Here is a 20172-nt window from a genome sequence, read left to right as displayed (position 1 = left end):
GCCGAGGATTTAACACCGGGAGTTGACGCTCTGTCAACCTCAATATATAATCCCCTATATTTTTGCACCTCAATATTAATGTCCTTCAGTTTCTTATCAGCGATTGCGATGTTCTCTTCAGATTGTTCTTCTTCCCAATCGTCCATCCCGGCTGGCGAAAAACTACTGAAATTCTGTTTTACGAGTCGACAAAGCCGATAAAAGTATTCCCGCGGCCCACCGGAACCGTATTGCACTTTGAATCTCCTCTCCATTTGAACTTCATCAGCTCCGGAGAGAAACTTCAAAACTGGCTCCAAATATTTGTCAATTCCAAGAACGATTTCTTTGGGTCTGAGTTGCTTAGTGTCCACTCCCATGCTCGATTCCATGTATTCAATTAGTGCCGAAAAAAGCAATAGATACGCTTGAATCGAGATGTTAGTACATAGAAATCCTGATCGCCCCTTTTGCCAGTGCACTGCACCATTATCTCGAATTAGAGCAAAGTAGCTATTGATGGCTGACCTTGCACGTTCCAATGTCTCTTGGTCTGTTGCTCCCGAAAATGGACCGAGCAGGTAGACTTTCGGCCGGCGATTGACTTTTCCAATGAGCCCCGACCGTTTGATTCCGATCTTTAGGCCCGGAATGGTGAGGCATGTTTTTTCCGTTGCCGTGATTCCTTGTTGGACTACTCGATTATAAAATGCTTCACCCACATCACCGTTCAGTGCGTTGATTAACCGAGCAGCGATGGCGCCAATACGTTCATGGGGTTTATCTGAGCCCCATTTCAAATCTCCTTCCAGATCATCCAGAAGTGTCTTTGGCACCGATTTTTGCTCATGATTAATCGTCACAAACAGATTAGCCTCGTCTTCGCGAGAGAGTTTTTCAAATGCGATTACCACAATATTTTGAGATAGGTGCTGCTCCTCAGCATCTGTGAATCCATATAATCTATGCTGCCCGTCGATGATCCACACAGATCGATACCGATTTGGAAGATAAAGTGTTCCAAAAGTGACATCAGCAAGTTTATTTTTCTTAATGGAGTCAAATCGAACGCTGGAGATGAAGTTAACGAGAATATTTGTCGGAAAGAATCCTCTGTTATTGATGAATTGCGCTACTTGGCGCAACCTCGTTCGACTAACCAATCGTTGATAAGAGGGAACACCTCCAGGATCATTTAACGATCTATGGTTTACAAAGCTTATCTTTAACAAATCCTTTGGTGTGGTTACAAATGAGTAAAACTTCCGCCCACCTAGTTTGCCTCGAATAGCTGGAACCGTCTTTTCTGCTAGCTCAGGAATGTCCTGATTCTTTAGGAATTCAGCGAGGAATTGATAACGTGCAGCGGAGCCGATGTGATTAGAGATCTGCACATAGTATCGCAGCTCACGCTCTGTAACGATTCGTATGTTCTCTCCAGCAGCGCGAATTTTGTCGGGCTGTGACCAGATAATGTTTTCGGTAACGAATAGCCAGATGATTTTTGGTTTAAAACTCGGCCCGAAATGTTTCTTAATCGAATTCGCAATCGCTCCCTTCAGATTTGCGAATTCCTCGATGTCCTTTTGAAGGCTTCGCCTACCTAGTGTGGTTGACGCTTTGCATTCGGCCACAACGACAGTCTCGTCGTCCTTGGCGAATACATCAATTTGCTTACGAATTGGAGGGACGTTGTGGCGTTTGATCTGAACAGTGAACTTCCGACCTTCATTTAATTCAGGATAACCCACCTTAAAGAAGAACATCCATAATCGATCTTCCAATTGCTTGTCGATTCCCTTCGGGCGCTTGAGTCGAACCTTTATCTTGAGTTCCTTGTCCATTTCCCAACCCTTGGAGATAAAGTCATCGACGTCGCTGCGTTTAACGGTAAGGTAATTGAATGTCTTGCGGCGTTTCGTAGCTTCTCTGTTTAGTTGAGGTCGGCCCGTAAGCAAACGGTTAAGTAGTGGAGAGGATTCCTTTTTCACTTTTGACACCTAGCTCCGGTTTGTTACTTTTAATATGGGTGGAATGTGTGTCTGTGCGGTGCCTTAATGTTCTAGATTGGGAATTGACCGGTTGTTATCTGTTGTTATCTTTCGACGCACCAACATGCGGTAAGTGTAGTCACAGACCCTGACATCGTAGACGTCATATTTCTGCCGTGAGTACTTTTTCGGTTTTGTTCGTGTTCCTCCTCCAAGGTTTTTCAATTCAATCCGAAGCTAGAATCCAATGCCTACATCCGAGGTTGCGATCAAACGTGTGGCGCCCAGAGTATTGGAGGGAGGGCACGACCTACCCAAGTCCGTGATTCGATGACGGTTTGATGTTGGAAGGCGCAATTTCAACCAGATTTACCGCCATCTGGTCGATAACTGGTTCGTGTATGACAACTCGGGCCGTGTTCCCGTACTCTTGGGGGAGGCAATTCGCTAATGTGTTCCCAGAGTCGCCACACTTCCATGCAGTCCCGTAGGCTAGAACTCGGTGGCATAGAATCCGCCCTTGGCAGATCCCGTGAACGAGCCCGTCGCAGACGTGAAGAAACAGCCCGCCGCATCGCCGAATCTGATGTGAGCAGGACCAAACCGAAACAGACAGGGACCGGAACGTAGAGCTCTTGCTTCCAGCGAAACGGCTACGGACGAAAAACGGCCCGGCAGTGGTGGCGTCGCCGGCCGCAGATCCCGGACCCTCGACCCCGATCGGGCGATGCCGCGCGCAGGTACCTAAGCCGACCCGTCCTCTTCGGTATGGATCTGCTGCATGAGGCCGTCGATCTCCTTCGGCGGCGCGGGAGTCAGGTGGGAGACCACGATGATGGTCAGGAATGCCACCGGTGCCCCGATCAATGCCGACGAAGTGGCGGGAATCCACGAAGCCAACGCCGTGTCGCCCCAGAAGAGGGCGCCGATGGAGATCAGCCCCCCGACCAGCATGCCGGCGATGCCCCCCTCGCGGGTGGTGCGGCTCCACCAGATACCCAGCACGAAGACGGGGAAAATGGTGCACCCGGCAATGGCGAAGGCCATGGCCACGATCTGTCCGATGAGGGCGGGCGGTTCCAGGGCCACCAACATGATGGCGAAACCCAGCACCACGGCTCCCAGGCGCGCCACGATGACGCGCTCCTTGTTGGAGGCGGTCGGCTTGAAGAGCCCGAAATAGAGGTCGTGGGCGAAGGCGGCCGATGCGGCCATCAACAACCCCGCCACGGTGCTGAAGGCGGCGGACACGGCTCCCGCCGCCAGGAGACCGGTGAACCATTCGGGGAGTGCCGCGTTCTCAGCGGCATTGATGATGATGACGTCGGCCACTTCCCTGCCCCCGTCCGGATTCAGGATCCTGCCGAAAGCGGAGAAGGCGGGCGAACTCCAGTAGAGGACGCCGATGAAGAAGAGTCCCCAGACCACCGACTTACGGGCGTCGCTGGCGTTGGGGACCAGGTAGAAGCGCTGGATCACGTGGGGCAGTCCCGCCGTCCCCACCATCAAAGTGAAACAGAGGGCGATCCACTGATAGACCCCCTCGTCCCCCCAGGGCAACACGAACTGGGGCTGGGTCTCCTGGAGCTGGGCCACGGCCTCCCCGTAACCCACCTGCGGGACGAAGTAGAAGAACCCCAGCTTCTTGGCGATGAAGAAAAGCGGCAGCAGGAAGGCGGTGATGAGGACGATGTACTGCACCTGCTGGTTGCGGACCACTCCCATCATTCCCGAGAGGAGCACGTAGGAGAGAACCACGATGGTCCCGGTGATGATGGACAACTTGTAGTCCATCCCGAAGATCCACTTGAACATCTCTCCGATGCCCTTGTACTGGCCCACGGCATAGACGAAGGAGATGACCAGCGTGATGATGGCGGCCAGGAACCGGGCCGTCTTGGAGTAGTACCGGTCGCCGATGAAGTCGGGCGCGGTGAACTTCCCGTAGTTGCGGATCTGAGCCGCCATCAGGACCAGCAGCAGCACGTACCCGCCGCACCAGCCCAGGACGTAGGCCAATCCGAAATAGCCTTGCAGGTAGAGGAGGCCCGCCATCCCCAGAAAGCTGGCGGCGCTCATCCAGTTGCTGGCGATAGCCATCCCCGAAGAGACGGGACCGATCCTGCGGCCGGCCACCCAGTATTCTTCCAGGTTGCGGACCCGGGTCAGGATCCCCACCAGCACGAACAAGAGCAGGGTCGCCGCCAGGATCAGGGCGGGCCCGGTTCTCACCGCGATGTCATCCACTACTTGCCTTGCCTCCGCCGGGGAGCTTCGTCGGAATCGATCAGCCGGTCGTAGAGCCGGTTGAACCAGAGGCAAAGCAGCAGGAATCCAATAATGGAGAACTGGCCCGTGAACCAGTAGTGGAACGGGAATCCCAGGATCCGGGCGTCGGTGAGGAAACTGGACCCCATGGGGTCCCGTTGAACCAGGAACAGAAGAATCTGGAATCCGAAAACCATCAAAGCCCACAGGGCCACTATCGTGAAGATGATCCGGCGGACTCTCTTCAAGTAGCGGCCTCGGGGACGGAAAAGATTGACTTCCGGCATGGGCTTTCCTCTAAGGGCGCCGCACTATACAGGATGGTCATCCGAGGGTCAACGAACCGTGCCGTGCGGCAACCCCGGTATTCTGTTCCTCTTTTTTCGCTTTCTCTTTGCCCCCGCCGGAATGGTAAATTGGTGCGCCGAATGCCCCGAAGACCGATCCTGCGAGGTCCGAACCTGGAGTTACCGTTCGAGCATGCGATTCCCGTGGAGTGACTTGGCCGACGTCTTCGGCGCTGGGGAATTACGCCAGAACGTCCTGGCGCTGCTTCGCTACATCGTCTTTCTCGGCGTCGTCATCCTGCTGTTCGCCGTCCTCTTCCAGGTGATCATGGTTCACGAAGGGCAGTCCCATTCCTGGACCACGGGGATCTACTGGGTCGTGATCACCATGAGCACCCTGGGTTACGGGGACGTGGTCTTCGCCACCGACCTGGGAAGGTTGTTCAGCGTGGCCGTGCTGATCTCAGGTGTCGTGCTGATGTTGGTGGTGCTGCCCTTCACCTTCATCCGTTTCTTCTACGCACCCTGGCTGGAAGCTCAGGTGCGGCTACGGGCCCCTCGCCGAGTGCCCGCGGATGTCAGGAATCACGTCATCATCACCCGCCACGATGAAATTGCGGCAGGGATCACCAAGCAGCTTCGGCTCCGGGGGATTCCATGCTATGTCATCGAACCGGACCCCGAAAAAGCTGCCCGGCTCCTGCATGAAGGGGCATCCGTCGTAGCCGGCGATCTGGACAACAAGACGACCTACACCGGATTGCAAGCACAACAGGCTCGTCTACTCCTCGCCAACTGCGAGGACACGACGAACACCAACATCACGTTGACCGTCCGGGAGATGTCCAGCGACCTGCCCATCGTCGGTATCGCCGAGAATGAGGATTCCACCGACATTCTGGAACTGAGCGGATGCACGCACGTCTTGCCGCTGAAGGTCCGCCTGGGGGAGTCCTTGGCCAACCGGGTCAGCGCCGGGCTTGGCGAGGTGGACGTCGTTGGTAGTTTCTCCGGGCTCCAGATCGCCGAGTTTTCGGCGCGGGACACGCCCCTGGCCGGTTTCCAGATCCGCGAGACCCGGCTTCGAGAACGGACCGGACTGAACATCGTCGGTGTGTGGGAACACGGACACCTGATTCCCGCCTTCCCTCACACTCCCATCACCCACGAGAGCATCGTGGTCGTCGTGGGCTCGTCGGAACAGTTGTCCGTACTCGCCCGCATGCTGCATGGCCACCAGCCCCATTTCAGCGCTTCGGGTCTCATAATCGGGGCCGGAAGGGTCGGCGAGACCGCCACCCGTACTCTGAAGAGGAAGGGGCTCCGGGTCCATGTCCTCGACCGCGATCCGCAGGTGGCGGCAGACGTGAAGGGAATCGCCGATCAGGTGTTCATCGGGGACGCCAACGACCGCGAGGTCCTGAAACGGGCGGGACTCGACGATGTCTCCTCGGTGCTTCTGAGCACCAGCGACGACGCCATGAACGTCTATCTGGCCGTTTACCTGCGACGCCTCAAACCCGATCTCCGCATCGTGAGCCGAATCACCCACGATCGTAACCTGGAGGCCATCCATCGGGCCGGGGCCGATTTCGTTCTGAGCTACGCCTCCCTGGGAACGGAAGCGGTGGTGTCGCTCATCGAAGGGCATGAACTCGTGATGCTGGGAGAAGGGGTCGACCTGTTCTCGGTGCCATTGCCGCCGTCCCTGGAAAACAAGACCCTGTACGAAAGCCACATCGGTTCCCTCACCGGCCTGAGCGTGGTTGCCATACAGCAGAACGGCGAAACCGTGACCAAGCTGCGGTCCGAGATGAAGCTCGAGCCTGGAGCACAATTGGTCATGCTCGGCGACACCGAGCAACGGACACTGTTCAGCAAGGCCTTCGGAGGGCAGTTCTCCAGCAGTCCGTGGTAACCGCGACTTTTCGAAGACGGCAACCGATCAGCCGCCGGCCTCCTGCAACCGCGTCCAGGCCATGACGGTCATGGGCAGGACGATCGCCGATTTCGTCGCGGCCACGTCCGCCCGCAACCGTTCGGGGATAGTCCCCAGATCCGCCTCTTCCGCAGTCGCTATTCCGAAATGCTCCAGGAGCGGGAGGACACTCTGCACGCTGTCGGCGATGTATTGGTATCCCGCCCATCCCGGCTCCCCGCCACCCAGCGCCGTGTATTCCAGGCGGGGTTCGGGCAGGCCGGCGTCAACAAAGGTCCCGTACAGGCGAAAGGCCAGATCGGCATGGGCGCCCGATCGTTTGAAGACCTCCATCGTCCAATCGACCAACTGGTGCGCCAAGGGGGTATCGATGGCATGAGGCAATCGATTTGGGTTGAAGCCGATCTCGTGGAACGCAACGATGCCTCCCGGGCGCAAGCGCGTGGAGAGTTGCCTGAGGGCCCCGGCCGGATCGGGCAGATACATGAGTACGAAACGACCGATCAAGGCATCGAAATCGCTTTCCAGGTCCAGCGTGCGCGCGTCCCCAGCCACGAACTCGACATGTTCCAGCCCGGATTGCGCGACGCGGGCCCGAGCCGTTTCCAGGATCTCCGCGTTGACGTCGACGCCCACGACCCGGCCCTCGGTACCCACCAGCTCAGCCGCGGCCATGGCCACGTCTCCCGCTCCGCTGCCGATGTCCAGGACCTTCATGCCGTTGGTCAGGCCCGCTTCGGTCAGCATGCGCCGGGTCAGACCCGAATACAGCCGCGACTGGCGGATCAGGCGTTCGGTCTCGGCCTGAGTGCGGCCCATGGTGTAGGTGGTGTCTTCTTTTCGGTTGCTCATATCGCTCCCTGCAGGTCGATCGGAACTGGTTGGCAAGGGGTTCGTGTCGTCGCGGGTTGACGGCGGCTGTCCATGGCGCCGAAAGGAGACGTCGGCGATTGCGGTTAGATCAGCTCGGGGAGAGGTACTCCGGTGAGATCGTCGAGGCCGTTGGCGATCTTGAGGGGGCGTCCGACGGGCGTCATGTATTCCTTGTGCCAGTCGATTCCCAGGGCCTTGTAGACGGTGGCGAAGATGTCTCCGATGCTGACCTCGCGCTCCACGACGAATGCGCCGCGATCATCGCTCCGGCCCACCACCGTGCCCGTCTGCAGGCCGCCGCCGCCCAGGGCGATGGACCAGCACTGGGGCCAATGGTCCCGGCCCAGGCCGGGATTGAGGTGGGGTGTCCTTCCGAACTCGCCCATCACCAGGACCACGGTCGAATCGTAGAGACCTCGCTCGCTGAGGTCGTCGATGAGGGCGGAAAGCGACCGGTCCAACGGCGGCGTCAGGCGGTCCCGGTGCCCCTCGTCGTTCTTGCTGTGGGTATCCCAGGAATTGCCGTGAAAACCGGCCGCGGTGACGAACCGGCTGCCGGCCTCCACCAGGCGCCTCGCCAGCAGCATGCTCTGTCCCACAGAATCGCGGCCATAAGCCTCGCGCGTCTTCTCCGATTCCTTGGAGAGGTCGAAGGCCTCCCGCACCTGGGGCGCCAGGATCATCTGCCACGCCTTGTCCATGAAGGCGTCCATGCTGGAGTGCTTCAGGCTCTCCACCCGGTTCCGGTAGATCCGGTCCACCGAGTCCAGGAACAGGCGGCGATTCTCCAGCACGGCCGGGCTCAGGGACTTGGGCAGGGTCAGGTTGGGGACGTGGAAATCCTCCTTCGCGGGGTCCGGGATGGTCATGGGCATGTAGTCCGGACCCAGGAAGGCGGAACGGAAGAAATCCTGGTATTGGCGGTTGCGCTCCCAGCGAGGGACGATGACGTAGGGAGGAAGTCCGTTGGAGGACCCCATCTCCTTGGCCACGATGGACCCCAGGCTGGGGAATTCCATGGCCGGATTGTGGCGGTGGCCGGTGATGGAGTAGTGGACCGCCTGGGGATGGTCGTTGCCGAACGACTTGATGGAACGGACCAGCGCCAGCTTGTCCATCCGCTTGGCCAGCCGGGGCAGCAGCTCCGAGATCTGGATGCCGTCGACGTTGGTGGAGATGGGCCGGAAGGAACTGTTGGTCTTGGGGTCCCAGGTGTCGATCTGGCTGGGGCCTCCCTCCAGCCAGACCAGAATGCAGGCGTTGGCCTTCGCGCCTGAAAGGTCCGCGCCGGCCGTCTTGAGAGCCGCCTCCAGCCGCAGATACTGGGTCAGATGGGCGCCCAGAAACCCCAGCGAACCGACCCGGATGAAATCACGCCGGCTCCAGTAACCTTGGGGTTGCCGCAGGCATCCGATCTGCTTCAACATGAATACACCGCTGTCTCCACTGTACACGTTAGGGCTGTAATTCCGCAACGTCAGTGGTTCTCGGCGAACTCCCGCGAACTGAGGACGGCCCACTGGAGATCTCGAAGGGCCTGCTCGCGGCTGGTCGTCCGCGCGATCAGACCCGAAAGCTCCTCCGACTCGGACGGTGTCGGAAACCGGGCAAAGGCGGCCAGGTAGAGATCTTCGACGATCTCCCCGTCCGACGCTCCCCGCCGGAACAGGTCGTAAACGCGCGACCCTTCCGTCCACAGCTTTTCGTTGTAGGTCGACCCCGCCAGGATGTGCAGCGCTTGGCTCAGCATCGGTTCCGAGTCCCGCTCCGGCACCGAAAAACGGGTGGGCCGGCCGTAGATATCCAAAAACGAAGAGGCGTAGACATCCGGTTCCTTCAGGTGAACCGCGCGGGTTCCCTTGGGAGCCGCGCCATCGGTCCTGACGCTGGCGAAGGCGGGCACGGGAAAATGCTCCGGAACGCCGGTGACGTCGCAGATGGCGTCGAGCAGGATTTCGGCCTCCAGGGGACGGGAAGGCGCGTGAGCGTAGATTGCCTGGCCGGCCGGTTGCGACCCTCGTGTGGTGCTGGAGAGTTGATAGGTCCTCGAGTTCACGATCAGCCGGAACAGTTGTTTCAGGTCGTAGCCGTTGTCGGCGAAGTGTTGGGCCAACTGCCTCAGCAGTTGGGGATGGGTGGGAGGATTGTTGCTCCGGAAATCGTCCACCGGCTCCACCAGGCCCCGGCCGAAGAAGTAGCTCCACATCCGGTTGACGGCGGCTTCCGCAAAGTAGGGATGGGAGGTGGCCCACTTGGCCAGCTCGCCGCGCGGGTAGTTCGTCGGAGTGTGCGCCACCCGGGTCCCGTCCAGCAACACCGGATCGACCACCTCCCCGGTGCGCGGGTGCAACACCCGCAGGTCCTTGGGACTGGGAACGTCGGCGGCCACTTCGGTCCCGTTGGGATGATCGAAAATGACCGATTCGGGATTGGCGCCCAGCTTGAACATGGAGCCGAAGAAGGCCGTCATTCCCCAGAACTGGTTCTGGGTCCAGCGTTCGTAGGGATGGTCATGGCATTGAGCGCAATCCAACCGGCGCCCCATGAAGACCCGGACCTGCTCGCCCATCATGTTCTCCGGGGGCGGCACCACCAGGTAGGGCAGATAGTGGCGGGACGGGGCGCTGTAACCCTGTGACGACATGCGCTCGCGGGCCACTTCGTCGTAGGGCCGGTTGCGCTCCACGGCGTCCCGGATCCACTCCCAGTACGACTGGCTCCACTTGGGATTGATGCCCAGGACGAAGACCGACACCCGGAACAGGTCGGCGAAACGGAAGGTCCAGTAGTCCACGTACTCGGGGGAATCCAGCAGGGCCTCCACCAGCTTCTCGCGCTTTCGCGGGTCCGGGTCCGCCAGGAACTCCTTGACCCGGGCCACCGGGGGGATCCGGCCGGTCAGGTCGAGGCAGACCCGCCGCAGGAACTCGGAATCGCTCGACAGCTCCGCGGGGACGATGTTGAAGCGGCGGAGCTTGGAGAAGATCCGTTCATCGATGAAATTTTGCGGCTGAAGGTCCGGATAGTCGGCCACCCGGTCCGCCACCACCCCGACGGTCCCCAGGACCTCTTGGCCCGCGCCCCGCACCAGGATCGCCGTCTCGCCTCCGTTGCGAGCCTTCACCAGGCCGCCGGGAGAAATTTCGGCCACGGAGCCGTGATTCACGTCGAACCGGACCCGTCTCGTGTAGTCCTCCACGCTTCCGTCCGACAGGTGGGCGCTCACCACCAGTTGCTGCTCTTCTCCCTGCCGCAGGACGGTCTCCCGTGGAAACAACTCCATCCGGACGGCCTTGACCCGTTTCGAGTCCTTCTCGCCGTAGGGGGAACCCCTTTGGACCCAGTCCAGGAGGAGGGCGTATTCCCTGGACTCCTGGTCGATTCTCGGGCCCCCGGCGTGGGGAACCTGCATTGTGGGTTTCTGCAACAGCAGGCTCTTGTCCGGTTCTTTCAGGTTGACACGGGGGATTTTCGGATCGCCGGGCTCGTCGGTGAGGACCTGGTACATTCCGCCCTGTACGATCCAGTCGTAGTCCTGCCGCGGGTGCGACGCGTTCATGGACAGCTTGAATCCACCCCGGCCCTTCAAGCCGGAGTGGCACTCCGTCTGGTTGCAGCCGCGTCGGGTCAGAATGGAGAGGACGTCCCGGGAGAAGTGAAACGGTCTCGTCCACCCCGAGTCCTCCACCCGCAGCCGGGACCTGGCTTCCAACTGCCCCACGACCGCCACCACCTCCGTTTCGCCGTCGCCGACGGCGGCGAAACGTCCCCGCTCCCCGGCCCGCGCGACCTTGGGGTCCGAGAGCGAAAACGACGCCTGGTCCGTCAGGTCCTTGCGGCTGCCGTCGGCCAGCGTCCCCGTCACGACGTATTGCTGGCTGGCGTTCCCGCCCCTCAGGGTCCGTTCTTCTGGATAGAGGTGCAGACTGACGACGGCAGCGTCGAACGAAGCTTCGGCCGCCGTCCCGGCGGAGGCGGAAGACGCACGCGCGTGGACCGTCGCTTCCGCGGGGAAAGCCACTACAGCCGCCAGACACACGGCCCACCGGAGGCCGCGCCATGCAATCCGACCAAGCGATTCCCAGACGGCTTTCATTCCCTCATTCCTCTCGGTTCGCTTCCCTCGTCGGGAGCACCATGACGAACAACTCCTTGACCGGGGTGACGGGGCCCAGAAGACCCTCCACCACGGGTTGAGCCGAGACCCGGACCTTGACCGGCCGGGGGGTCTCCGGCGCGTCGGGCGAGGCGACGAGCACGAACGTCGCCTTCTTGTTTTGGGCCACGTACCGTTCTTCCCGGCCCCGGTTGATGGCCAGCGGCGTGACCGGCTCGGTCTCGGTGGCGGTCACCGTCTCGACGCCGGGAGGAAGGCCCTCCACGGTGAGCATGATGGCGCCCTCGAAGCCCTCCTCCTGATCCGTGATCACACTCAGCCTGCCGGCCCGGCCCGCCTCCAGGTTCAGCACCTCGTTTTCGATGTGGACCTTCCCCATGTGGGGGACCTGGGGACGAACCATCACCCGGTACCTCATTTCCGCGTCCCCGTAGGTCGCCGTGATGTCACGGATTTCCAGCGTGAACTCGCCTGCCCTGGGGAAGGCATGGGTGGTCTTGGGATGAATCTGCTTCTGGATTTCAGAATTCGAGTTGAGGATGGAATGGACGTTGGTCAGAACCTCCACTCCGTCGGCATCGACGAGTTTCAGGTACGGGTTGAACAGCGGGACCGTCTTGCCGGGGGTCTCCACCTCCAGCACGATGCGGTCTCCCACCGCGGCGGAAAAACGGACGCGATGGATCTCGCCGGGACGCTGAATCACTCCCGTGAGCAGGGTGGGCAGAGTGATTCGGGCCGGCTCCGTTTCCGGCGGCTGCCCGCCGTCCAGAGAAACCACGGGGATGGGAGCGAAAGGATCGGGTTTCGCGCCGGGAGCGGATTCGCCCGTCTCGGAATCGGATTCTCCCTCCGGCCGGGAGGCCAGGGACGGCACGGCCCGGGTCCACAAGGTCTTCATGCGGTCGGTCGCCAACTTGCGGGTCCAACTGCGTTCCTCCCAATTCGCGGGAGCCGGGTCCGGACCCTGCGCGGAGCCGGCGGGCTCCCCTCGATCCTGCTCCGGGACGACCCGCAGTACGTAAGCGTGGTCGGGGCTGGCCGTGCCCATGAAACTGCTGACCCGGACGAAGTAGGTGCCCGCTTCATAGAACCGGTGGCTCAATGCCGGCTCGGCGCTCGACCCCGGATAGAAAACGTCTTCGTCGTTGAATGCGATTCGCCGGGTTCCCTTGGGATCGAACCAGCCGCCGGACCTCTCGTAGAGAGTGATGGCCGGGTCCAGAGCCGGACTGGAGACGACCTGGAACCGCAGAGTCGTCCCCGCCGGCGCGTGGAACGAGTAGTCGTCCACTTCGCCCCGCCGGGTGATCCGGCCGTGAACGGCCAGGGGATAACGCTTCAGGGCCTGGGCTCCGTCCGGAAGCTCATGAGCGCTCTCCGCTTCCATTTGAGTGGCTTCCCGGTGCACCCAGAAGGGGAGCGAGTTGGAGAGACCTCCTGGAGTCACGACACGCAACCGCCGCTCTCCGGGCTTTTCGTTCGGATCGATGGAGACCCGGAGGGACAGCCGATCCGCGCCGGATTCGGGCGACGTTTCGGTCCCGGCATTTTCCTCATCCTTCGCCTCGGCACTCACGATCTCGGCGTTCAGTCCCGGCGAGTCGAACCAGACCGCTCGCGCGGAAGCCAATTGCTCGCCCCGAACCGTGACCCGGACCTGAGCGCCGGGCCGTCCTCCCAGGGGAAAAAGGGAAGACAGGTTCGGCTCGGGAAGGGGTCCGGCGTTGCCGGAATTACCCGGAAGCGCGATGAAGACCGTCAGCAAGGCGGCCGACAGACCCCCGGAAGAGCGAAGCATGTCCGGGACTTGCAGACCTGTACCGCCGAATTTCACTTGGATGCGACCCCGCCGAAGCTTCTCTTTTCCGGCCGATTTTATTGATTCGTCCGGCCTTGAGTCAATTTGGCGGCGGTGTGGCCGATTGAAACATCGGACCCGCTCATTCGTTTTATGGGGATGTGTGGAGCGAGGAGAAACCCACAAGGCGAATGTCGGGAAACGGCGCCGACGCCTCATCGGGGGCCGGCGCGTCACCCAAGGAAGGAGCGAGTAACGTCATGAGCATCAAACAACCCAAGTTCTGGATCGTCGGGCTGCTGGGAGTCACCCTTCTGGGAGGCACCCTCGCCGCTCTCCACAATCAACAGGCCGGACCCGGGCGCAGGGCTTTCCGATCGGGTGGCCTTCCTGCCGAACGGGCGCTGAAGCGGCTGGGGTTGACCGAGGAGCAGATGGCCGAGGTCAAGAAGCTGCGAGAGAGCCACAAGGCCACCATGTCCTCTCTCCGGGAAAAGGGAGCCGGCATCCGGACCCAACTGCGGGAACAACTGGGGACGGACGAGTCTTCCGCCTCCCAGGTCGGCGAACTCGTCAAAGAGGGGCACGACGTGCGGCAGCAGATTCGGGAGGCGCGGCAAGCCATGCGGAAATCTTTTTCCGATCTGCTGACAGCGGAACAAAAGGAGAAGATCGGAAAAGCACGGGGGCGCGGGGCTCTCCGACGGTCCGCGCTGCCTCCCCACCGGGCTCTGAAACGGCTGGGCCTGACCGAGGAGCAGATGGCCGAGGTCAAGAAGCTGCGAGAGACCCACAAGGCCGCCATGTCCTCTCTCCGGGAGAAGGGCGCCGGCATCCGGACCCAACTGCGGGAACAACTGGAGATGGAGGAGTCTTCGCCCGCCAGGGTCGGTGAACTCGTCATCGAGGGGAGTGACGTGAGGCAGCAGATTCAGGAGGCGCATAAATCCGCGAGAGAGTCGTTCTCCGCGCTGCTGACGCCGGAACAGTTGAAGCAGATCGAGAAGTTCCGCGACCGGAGAGGGCGACCCGGAGCCCGCCGCGGACACCGCCCCGGCTGGAGACTATGATTCGAAGCCTGGTGGCCGCCGATCGACCGGTCGGCGGCCACCGGCCGAAGCCCGTCCCGCCTGCCCACGATCCCCTCCCTTCGAACCCCTCTTTTCACACTACGGCCTCGGCGATGGATCTACTGGCCGCACAAGGTATCGCGAGAGATCACCGGCAAGCGCCGCGGCCGTTTGTACGCGTACGACCGCTAACTTGCTATCCTCGGCGAAGGAGACGGGATTCCGTGACGCCAATACAGTTCGTGGAGGCTCTGCGCGAACTGAGTCTTGAGAACACCTTCAACCCGTATTCGGAGCGTTGCGTCCGGTACGACCGCGACGACGCGCCGCAGCTTCGTTGTACGACGCTGCATTCCATTTTGGAGGCAGCGGCGAAACGGGACGTCGATTTTCTCTGGATCGGCCGCGACCCCGGCCACCGGGGCGGGCGGCGGACGGGACTCGCCTTTACGGACGACGTCCACCTGCACGAGCACGCCGAACGCTGGGGCCTTTCGGTAAGGCGGCCGACAAGAGGCGAAAAAGTTTCTGAGCAGACCGCCACCGTCATCTGGAGGGCTCTCTCGCGAATCGAGTCATCGGTCTTCCTGTGGAATGTATTCCCCTTGCATCCGCACAGGCCGGGAAACCCCTTCAGCAACCGTCCTCACACCGCTGACGAGCGCAGAATCGGCGAGGAGTTTCTCGACGAACTCATCCGGCTCCTGCGGCCGCGCAGGCTGGTCGCCATCGGCAACGACGCGGCGAAAACGGCACGCCGCCTGGTCGATCGGAGGACGATCATTCAAGTGCGGCATCCCAGCCATGGAGGGCAGACGAAGTTTCTAACCCAGATCGACGGGCTGCACCAGTGGTGCAAGGGATGACTCCTTACGAACAGCGACTCATTCTTTCGACATTGAGAGGAGCCCCCCCCGGCATCCTATTAGTCAAAGGGATTTTGAAACTGTGGGATCAACGTGAAGACAATAACCGTGTCCGTGGACGATGAAACTTACCGGCTTTGCCGGATCAAGGCAGCAGAAGCAGGAACCTCGATCTCGGCACTGGTCCAGGCCGACTTGGTTCGACTGGCACAAGGCCGCATTTCCGAGAACCGATTTGACCGGCTATGTCGGCTGCAAGACGACTCATTAAAGTTGATCCACGCTCGCGGTGCCGGCTTGGACTCCGCCGACAACCTTGCACGGAATGCACTTTACGAGCGTAAGGGTAAGGGGGGACAAGAAAGTCCCCCCTCCAAGCGTTCCTAATGGAACTGCAGCGAGAAGAGGTCGCCGTCGCGGATTTCGATCTTCATTCGCACGGTCTGACCGGCCAGGGCAGACAGGTCGGAGCCGCCCTTCCACGTGACGGTCCGCTGTAGCTCGTCGCCGAAGATCAACTTGCAATCGTCCAGGCCAAAGCCCTCCAGGGGATCTCCCCGCTGGTCCTGGATCTCGACCCGGAGGCTCCCCGCGGCCGAGGTGGAGTAGTTCAGCGTGAGCCGGGAGCCTGAGAAGCGGAAGGGCCGGGTCCGGACCGATCCGCCCTCGAAGTTGCCCTGCAGCGAGACGAACCCGTCTTCCCGCAGCACGCCGCGCCGGATCTTGACCGTCTGGGTTCCGTAATTCTCCACGAAGTAAAGGGACATCTCCCCGTCGCCGGTGGGAACCAGCGTGGGTCCCACTTCGATGGCCCTGCCGTGCCAGTTCCGGATGTCCCGCCCGGGACGGATGAAGGCCTCGCGAAAATGGGTGAACGTGATGCCGTCCCGGCTGAACATGAAGACGATGTCCGAGAGGCCGGCGCAACCATAGATGCCCGGCACCTCCATGCTGGAGCAGTCGGGCTCGTTATAGAGAGCATGTGGGAGGCAGACGGTAGAATAACTGTATCTGACCTCGATCCGATTCGAGGTCGAGATTGCGGTGACCAGATCAGCAAACAGTCTTCGTAACTCCGTAGGGAGAATCGGAGCGTGAGATACATTTCGCGTCGTGCCTTGTCGCTCCTTCGGGCAGGCGTTGGTGATTCCGGCGTCCGTTTCCGGACCGGTCAGGAAGAGGCTGTTCGCCATGTCGTAGAGGGAAAAGGCCGGCTGTTAGTGGTCCAGAAAACAGGCTGGGGCAAGAGCTTCGTCTACTTCATTGCGACAATGCTCCTGCGTGAGGCGGGTTTGGGTCCGACACTACTCGTCAGTCCCCTGCTGGCGTTGATGCGAAACCAGATTTTGGCAGCGGAACGGATGGGAATCCGGGCCGAGACGATCAACTCAAACAATCGGGAACGTTGGAGCGAAGTAGAGGAAGCGGTCCGTCGCGATGAGACGGACATCCTTATCATTTCTCCGGAACGATTGGCCAACGAGAGGTTCTTACGGGAAGTGCTGTGGACGGTGGCGAACCGGGTCTCACTGCTCGTTATCGACGAAGCGCACTGCATATCGGACTGGGGTCATGATTTCCGTCCCCATTATCGTCTGATTGAAGGCATAGTCCGTACGCTACCGCCAAATCTCCGCCTATTGGCAACCACCGCGACGGCAAACGACCGTGTCATGGCCGACTTGGAAGACATTCTTGGACCGAATCTTGAGGTTTCACGGGGTGACCTTTCCCGCCCGTCACTCACCCTTCAGACCATCCGCCTGCCGAGCCAATCCGAGCGTCTCGCCTGGCTGGCCGATCAGTTGCGGTCGCTCTCCGGCAGCGGAATTGTCTATACGCTGACGGTTCGCGACGCCGAACTCGTGGCCTCCTGGCTCCGGTCACGCGGTCTCAACGTGGCCGCATACACGAGCAGATCCGGTGCGGGCCGACCGGAACTGGAGCAAGCCTTGCTCGACAACGAACTCAAGGCGCTGGTTGCAACAACGGCTCTAGGGATGGGATTCGATAAACCGGATCTGGCATTTGTAATTCACTACCAAGCCCCTGGCTCGGTCGTGGCCTACTACCAACAGGTCGGACGGGCGGGGCGGGCACTCAGAGCGGCATACGGGGTGCTCCTGAGCGGTCACGAGGATACGGAGATCGCAGACTATTTCATCAGAAGTGCTTTCCCGACCGAAAATGAGGTCGACGCGGTGGTCTCGGCACTGGAAGATGCTCCCGATGGCCTTTCGTTCCGCGAGATTCAAATGGCGGTTAACGTCAGTTACCGTCGAATAGAAAAAACCTTTCAACTACTTTCCCTGGAGTCGCCGGCGCCGATCGCCAAGCTGGGAGCGAAGTGGCAGCTCACGGCTGCAACCTTGAGTCAAGAGTTCTGGAATCGAGCGCGACGGCTCACTGACCTGCGGCATACTGAGCTAGCACAAATGCAGGAGTACATCGGACTGCCCTCCGGCCATATGGAGTTCCTGATCCGGTCCCTGGACGGCGAGTCCAAGAATGTTTTTTCGCCAAACCTCCCAAATTTATCCACGACAGTAGCACCGCAACGAGTTCGTGAGGCCGTTGCATTTTTGCGCCGCAATAGCCTGATCATTAGACCACGGCGGACTTGGCCACCAGGCAAGCGGATCGATCGCGATCATCAGGCAGAACGCGGCAGAGCGCTCAGTGCCTGGGCAGACGACGGCTGGGGGGATCTCGTACGGCAAGGAAAGTACGTAGACAACAGATTCTCCGACTCTCTCGTAGACGCTTGTGTTTCTCTGGTGCGACAGTGGCGGCCCGATCCGTTCCCGGAATGGGTCACCGCCGTTCCGTCCTACTGCCATCCGGACCTTGTTCCTGACTTCGCCCGGCGTCTCGCAGCAGCGCTCGGGCTTCCATTCCGCGTAACGATGGTAAAAAAAGAGGACCGTCCGGAACAGAAAACGATGGAAAACAGCGACAAGCAAGCGCGAAACATCGTTGGATCGGTGACAGTCGACAAAACCGCCATTCTCAAGAGCCCCGTGCTATTGATGGACGATATCGTGGACTCCCGATGGACCTTCACAGTTCTCACCTGGGAACTTCGCCGCCGCGGATGTGACGCTGTGTGGCCGCTCGCGCTCGCCGATGCCGGAGGAACACAATGAACGGGGATATGGATCTTTCCTTGAACACTAAGGCGATCCTACTATTGACTGCACCCCTCATCGCAGGTGGGGTCAGGGGTGGAGTGAAACCCCTCACAGCGGGTGAATACAACAAGCTTGCTGGTCGCCTCTATGCTCTTGGAGTCCAACCGGCCGACCTGTTGAAGAGCCACTCGGACTCTCTCTTGGACAACTGTAGCTCCGTGGCGGACACGTCCCGCCTCACGGCGCTAGTGGGCCGGGGATTCGCTCTGGCCCAGGCCGTGCGACGATGGCAGGCAAGAGCGATCTGGGTGGTTAGCCGTGCCGACGGCGAATACCCGCGGATGCTCAAAGAGCGATTGCGTAAAGACGCGCCGGCTGTGCTTTACGGATGTGGGAACAGAGAGATCATCGGAGCCCGCAGTGCCTTGGCCATCGTTGGATCGCGCAATGTCGACGAGCCGACTCTTCACTACGTCGAAGGCGTCTCCGCCCTTGCGGCCAGAGCAGGCTGCACCATCGTGTCGGGAGCGGCGCGAGGTGTGGATCAGGCCGCAATGAATGGCGTCTTGAAGGCTGGCGGATCAGCCGTGGGGGTGTTGGCGGGGAATCTTGAGAGAACGTCCATGAACCGAATGCATCGAAATCTGGTCTTGGAGGAACGGCTGGTGCTGGTCTCTCCGTACGATCCGGGAGCAAGGTTCAATGTGGGCCACGCGATGCAGAGAAACAAGGTGATCTACGCCTTGGCCAATGCCGCCTTGGTGGCCCATGCAGTCGTCAACAAGGGAGGAACCTGGGCGGGGGCCGTAGAGCAGCTGAGGAAATACTCCACGCCAGTTCACGTGCTCTCACGTGGGGATGCACATGACGCGCTGAAAGAGTTGCAGCGCCGAGGGGCGAAATCTTGGCCGAATCCGACGGATCCGGACGGATTCAAAAAGGTTCTCGCCAGTACGGATACGATGGTCCGCCCTTACCAACTCAAGCTTTCTTCTACCCGGCTGGCGACAGATCCTCACTTGGTTTCCGAACCGGCACCGTCAACCAGCGACGAACCCCGCCAATCCGGAAGCGCTTCCAAGGAACTCCTTCAGTCCATACGTTCTCTGATGCGACGTTTCCTTGCACATCCCAAGACGCCCGAGGAGGTTTCCAACGTCTTGAACGTCACCAAACCTCAAGCCGAGAATTGGCTGCAAAATCTGGTTGCAGATGGTGAATTGGAGAAAAGCACCCGGCCCGTGAAGTACGTTCATTCGACACACGGCCTAGTTCAGGAAGGACGATCCGGGGAGAGCATGGAACACATACAAACCAGCGGGACCGAATCCTATCGACCATCCGATGTGATTGAAGACTACGCGCAAGAATTGCACGATGTCGTGCGGCGTCTGATTCCTCGTGTCGTAGTCACACCCAAGACAGCACGCCAGGTATCTGTGGAACTCGGTGTCAGGGAATATCAGGCCCGGCAATGGCTGGATCGATTGGCTGGGGAGGAGGTCCTGGATAAACACACGAATCCCGTGACGTATATTCGTTCGACGGAACGCCTGTTTGAGGAGTGACTCCCGACCAAGGCCGGCGCCGTCACGAATTTCGGCTCGATACGGAGTCTCCAAGAACGAGTCTGAAGATCGCCTCAAGTCTCGCTGGAATGCCTCAGGTGAATTGCGCGAAGCAACCCGGTTCTGAGAAATAAGAAACGAATTCCAATCGCTCGGTCTTCGTCGCCAAGTTTGTCAGTCAGGAGTTCGGCGATTGGAAATCGCCGCTTGTCTGTTCGGCGGTTAGGAAACCGCCGCCCCATTCCTTTTTCTACCGGACATCCGCCGGACCGGGCCGGTGGG

Annotated in this window: 12 protein-coding genes and 1 pseudogene; 5 read left to right on the top strand and 8 right to left on the bottom strand. The window is 60.3% G+C overall.

The features are described 5' to 3' along the window. From OXT71_03545 to OXT71_03535, 3 genes are all read right to left on the bottom strand, one after another. The coding region (locus OXT71_03545; protein MDE2925452.1) for a DGQHR domain-containing protein at positions 1 to 1970 on the bottom strand (1970 nt) is incomplete at its 3' end. 744 nt (positions 1971 to 2714) lie between these two features. Then, a complete protein-coding gene (locus OXT71_03540) occupies positions 2715 to 4202 on the bottom strand; it encodes a VC_2705 family sodium/solute symporter (GenBank protein ID MDE2925451.1) in 1488 nt (495 codons plus the stop codon). A 14-nt stretch (positions 4203 to 4216) separates the two neighbouring features. Continuing rightward, the gene (locus tag OXT71_03535) at positions 4217 to 4525 is read right to left on the bottom strand and encodes a DUF4212 domain-containing protein (GenBank protein MDE2925450.1); all 309 of its coding nucleotides are present in this window, start codon (positions 4523 to 4525) and stop codon (positions 4217 to 4219) included. 193 nt (positions 4526 to 4718) lie between these two features. On the opposite strand from OXT71_03535, the gene OXT71_03530 reads away from it, so the two are divergent. Next, positions 4719 to 6443: an NAD-binding protein gene (locus OXT71_03530; GenBank protein ID MDE2925449.1), complete on the top strand. Its 1725-nt coding sequence runs from the start codon at positions 4719 to 4721 to the stop codon at positions 6441 to 6443. A gap of 27 nt (positions 6444 to 6470) precedes the next feature. Here OXT71_03530 and OXT71_03525 read toward each other — a convergent pair whose 3' ends face one another. The 4 genes from OXT71_03525 to OXT71_03510 all read right to left on the bottom strand — a co-directional run bounded on the left by OXT71_03525 (position 6471) and on the right by OXT71_03510 (position 13255). After that, positions 6471 to 7316 carry a class I SAM-dependent methyltransferase gene (locus tag OXT71_03525; GenBank protein ID MDE2925448.1) on the bottom strand — a complete coding sequence of 282 codons (846 nt, stop codon included), beginning with the start codon at positions 7314 to 7316 and terminating at the stop codon, positions 6471 to 6473. 104 nt (positions 7317 to 7420) lie between these two features. Then, entirely contained in the window at positions 7421 to 8764 is a 1344-nt protein-coding gene (locus OXT71_03520) for a DUF1501 domain-containing protein (GenBank protein ID MDE2925447.1), read from the bottom strand. A gap of 50 nt (positions 8765 to 8814) precedes the next feature. Beyond that, entirely contained in the window at positions 8815 to 11433 is a 2619-nt protein-coding gene (locus OXT71_03515; protein MDE2925446.1) for a DUF1549 and DUF1553 domain-containing protein, read from the bottom strand. Between the two features lie 4 nt (positions 11434 to 11437). Further along, entirely contained in the window at positions 11438 to 13255 is a 1818-nt protein-coding gene (locus tag OXT71_03510) for a PPC domain-containing protein (GenBank protein ID MDE2925445.1), read from the bottom strand. Positions 13256 to 13515: 260 nt separating this feature from the next. On the opposite strand from OXT71_03510, the gene OXT71_03505 reads away from it, so the two are divergent. Together OXT71_03505 and OXT71_03500 are read left to right on the top strand one after the other, a co-directional pair. After that, positions 13516 to 14325 carry a Spy/CpxP family protein refolding chaperone gene (locus OXT71_03505; GenBank protein MDE2925444.1) on the top strand — a complete coding sequence of 270 codons (810 nt, stop codon included), beginning with the start codon at positions 13516 to 13518 and terminating at the stop codon, positions 14323 to 14325. Positions 14326 to 14549: 224 nt separating this feature from the next. Further along, the gene (locus OXT71_03500) at positions 14550 to 15191 is read left to right on the top strand and encodes a uracil-DNA glycosylase (GenBank protein MDE2925443.1); all 642 of its coding nucleotides are present in this window, start codon (positions 14550 to 14552) and stop codon (positions 15189 to 15191) included. A 383-nt stretch (positions 15192 to 15574) separates the two neighbouring features. Here the strand turns inward: OXT71_03500 and OXT71_03495 are convergent, their stop codons facing one another. Then, positions 15575 to 16141: a hypothetical protein gene (locus OXT71_03495; protein MDE2925442.1), complete on the bottom strand. Its 567-nt coding sequence runs from the start codon at positions 16139 to 16141 to the stop codon at positions 15575 to 15577. Between the two features lie 144 nt (positions 16142 to 16285). Between OXT71_03495 and OXT71_03490 the strand changes: the two genes are divergently transcribed. Together OXT71_03490 and OXT71_03485 are read left to right on the top strand one after the other, a co-directional pair. Then, positions 16286 to 18337 carry a RecQ family ATP-dependent DNA helicase gene (locus OXT71_03490; GenBank protein ID MDE2925441.1) on the top strand — a complete coding sequence of 684 codons (2052 nt, stop codon included), beginning with the start codon at positions 16286 to 16288 and terminating at the stop codon, positions 18335 to 18337. A gap of 8 nt (positions 18338 to 18345) precedes the next feature. Continuing rightward, positions 18346 to 19575 (top strand): annotated as a pseudogene (locus OXT71_03485) (DNA-processing protein DprA). Positions 19576 to 20172 lie beyond the last annotated feature (597 nt).

It is taken from the genome of Acidobacteriota bacterium (assembly GCA_028874215.1).
Lineage (GTDB): Bacteria > Acidobacteriota > UBA6911 > RPQK01 > JAJDTT01 > JAJDTT01.
The sequence above is the reverse complement of the archived record's forward strand: the minus strand, read 5'-3'. Positions and strand labels throughout refer to the sequence as shown.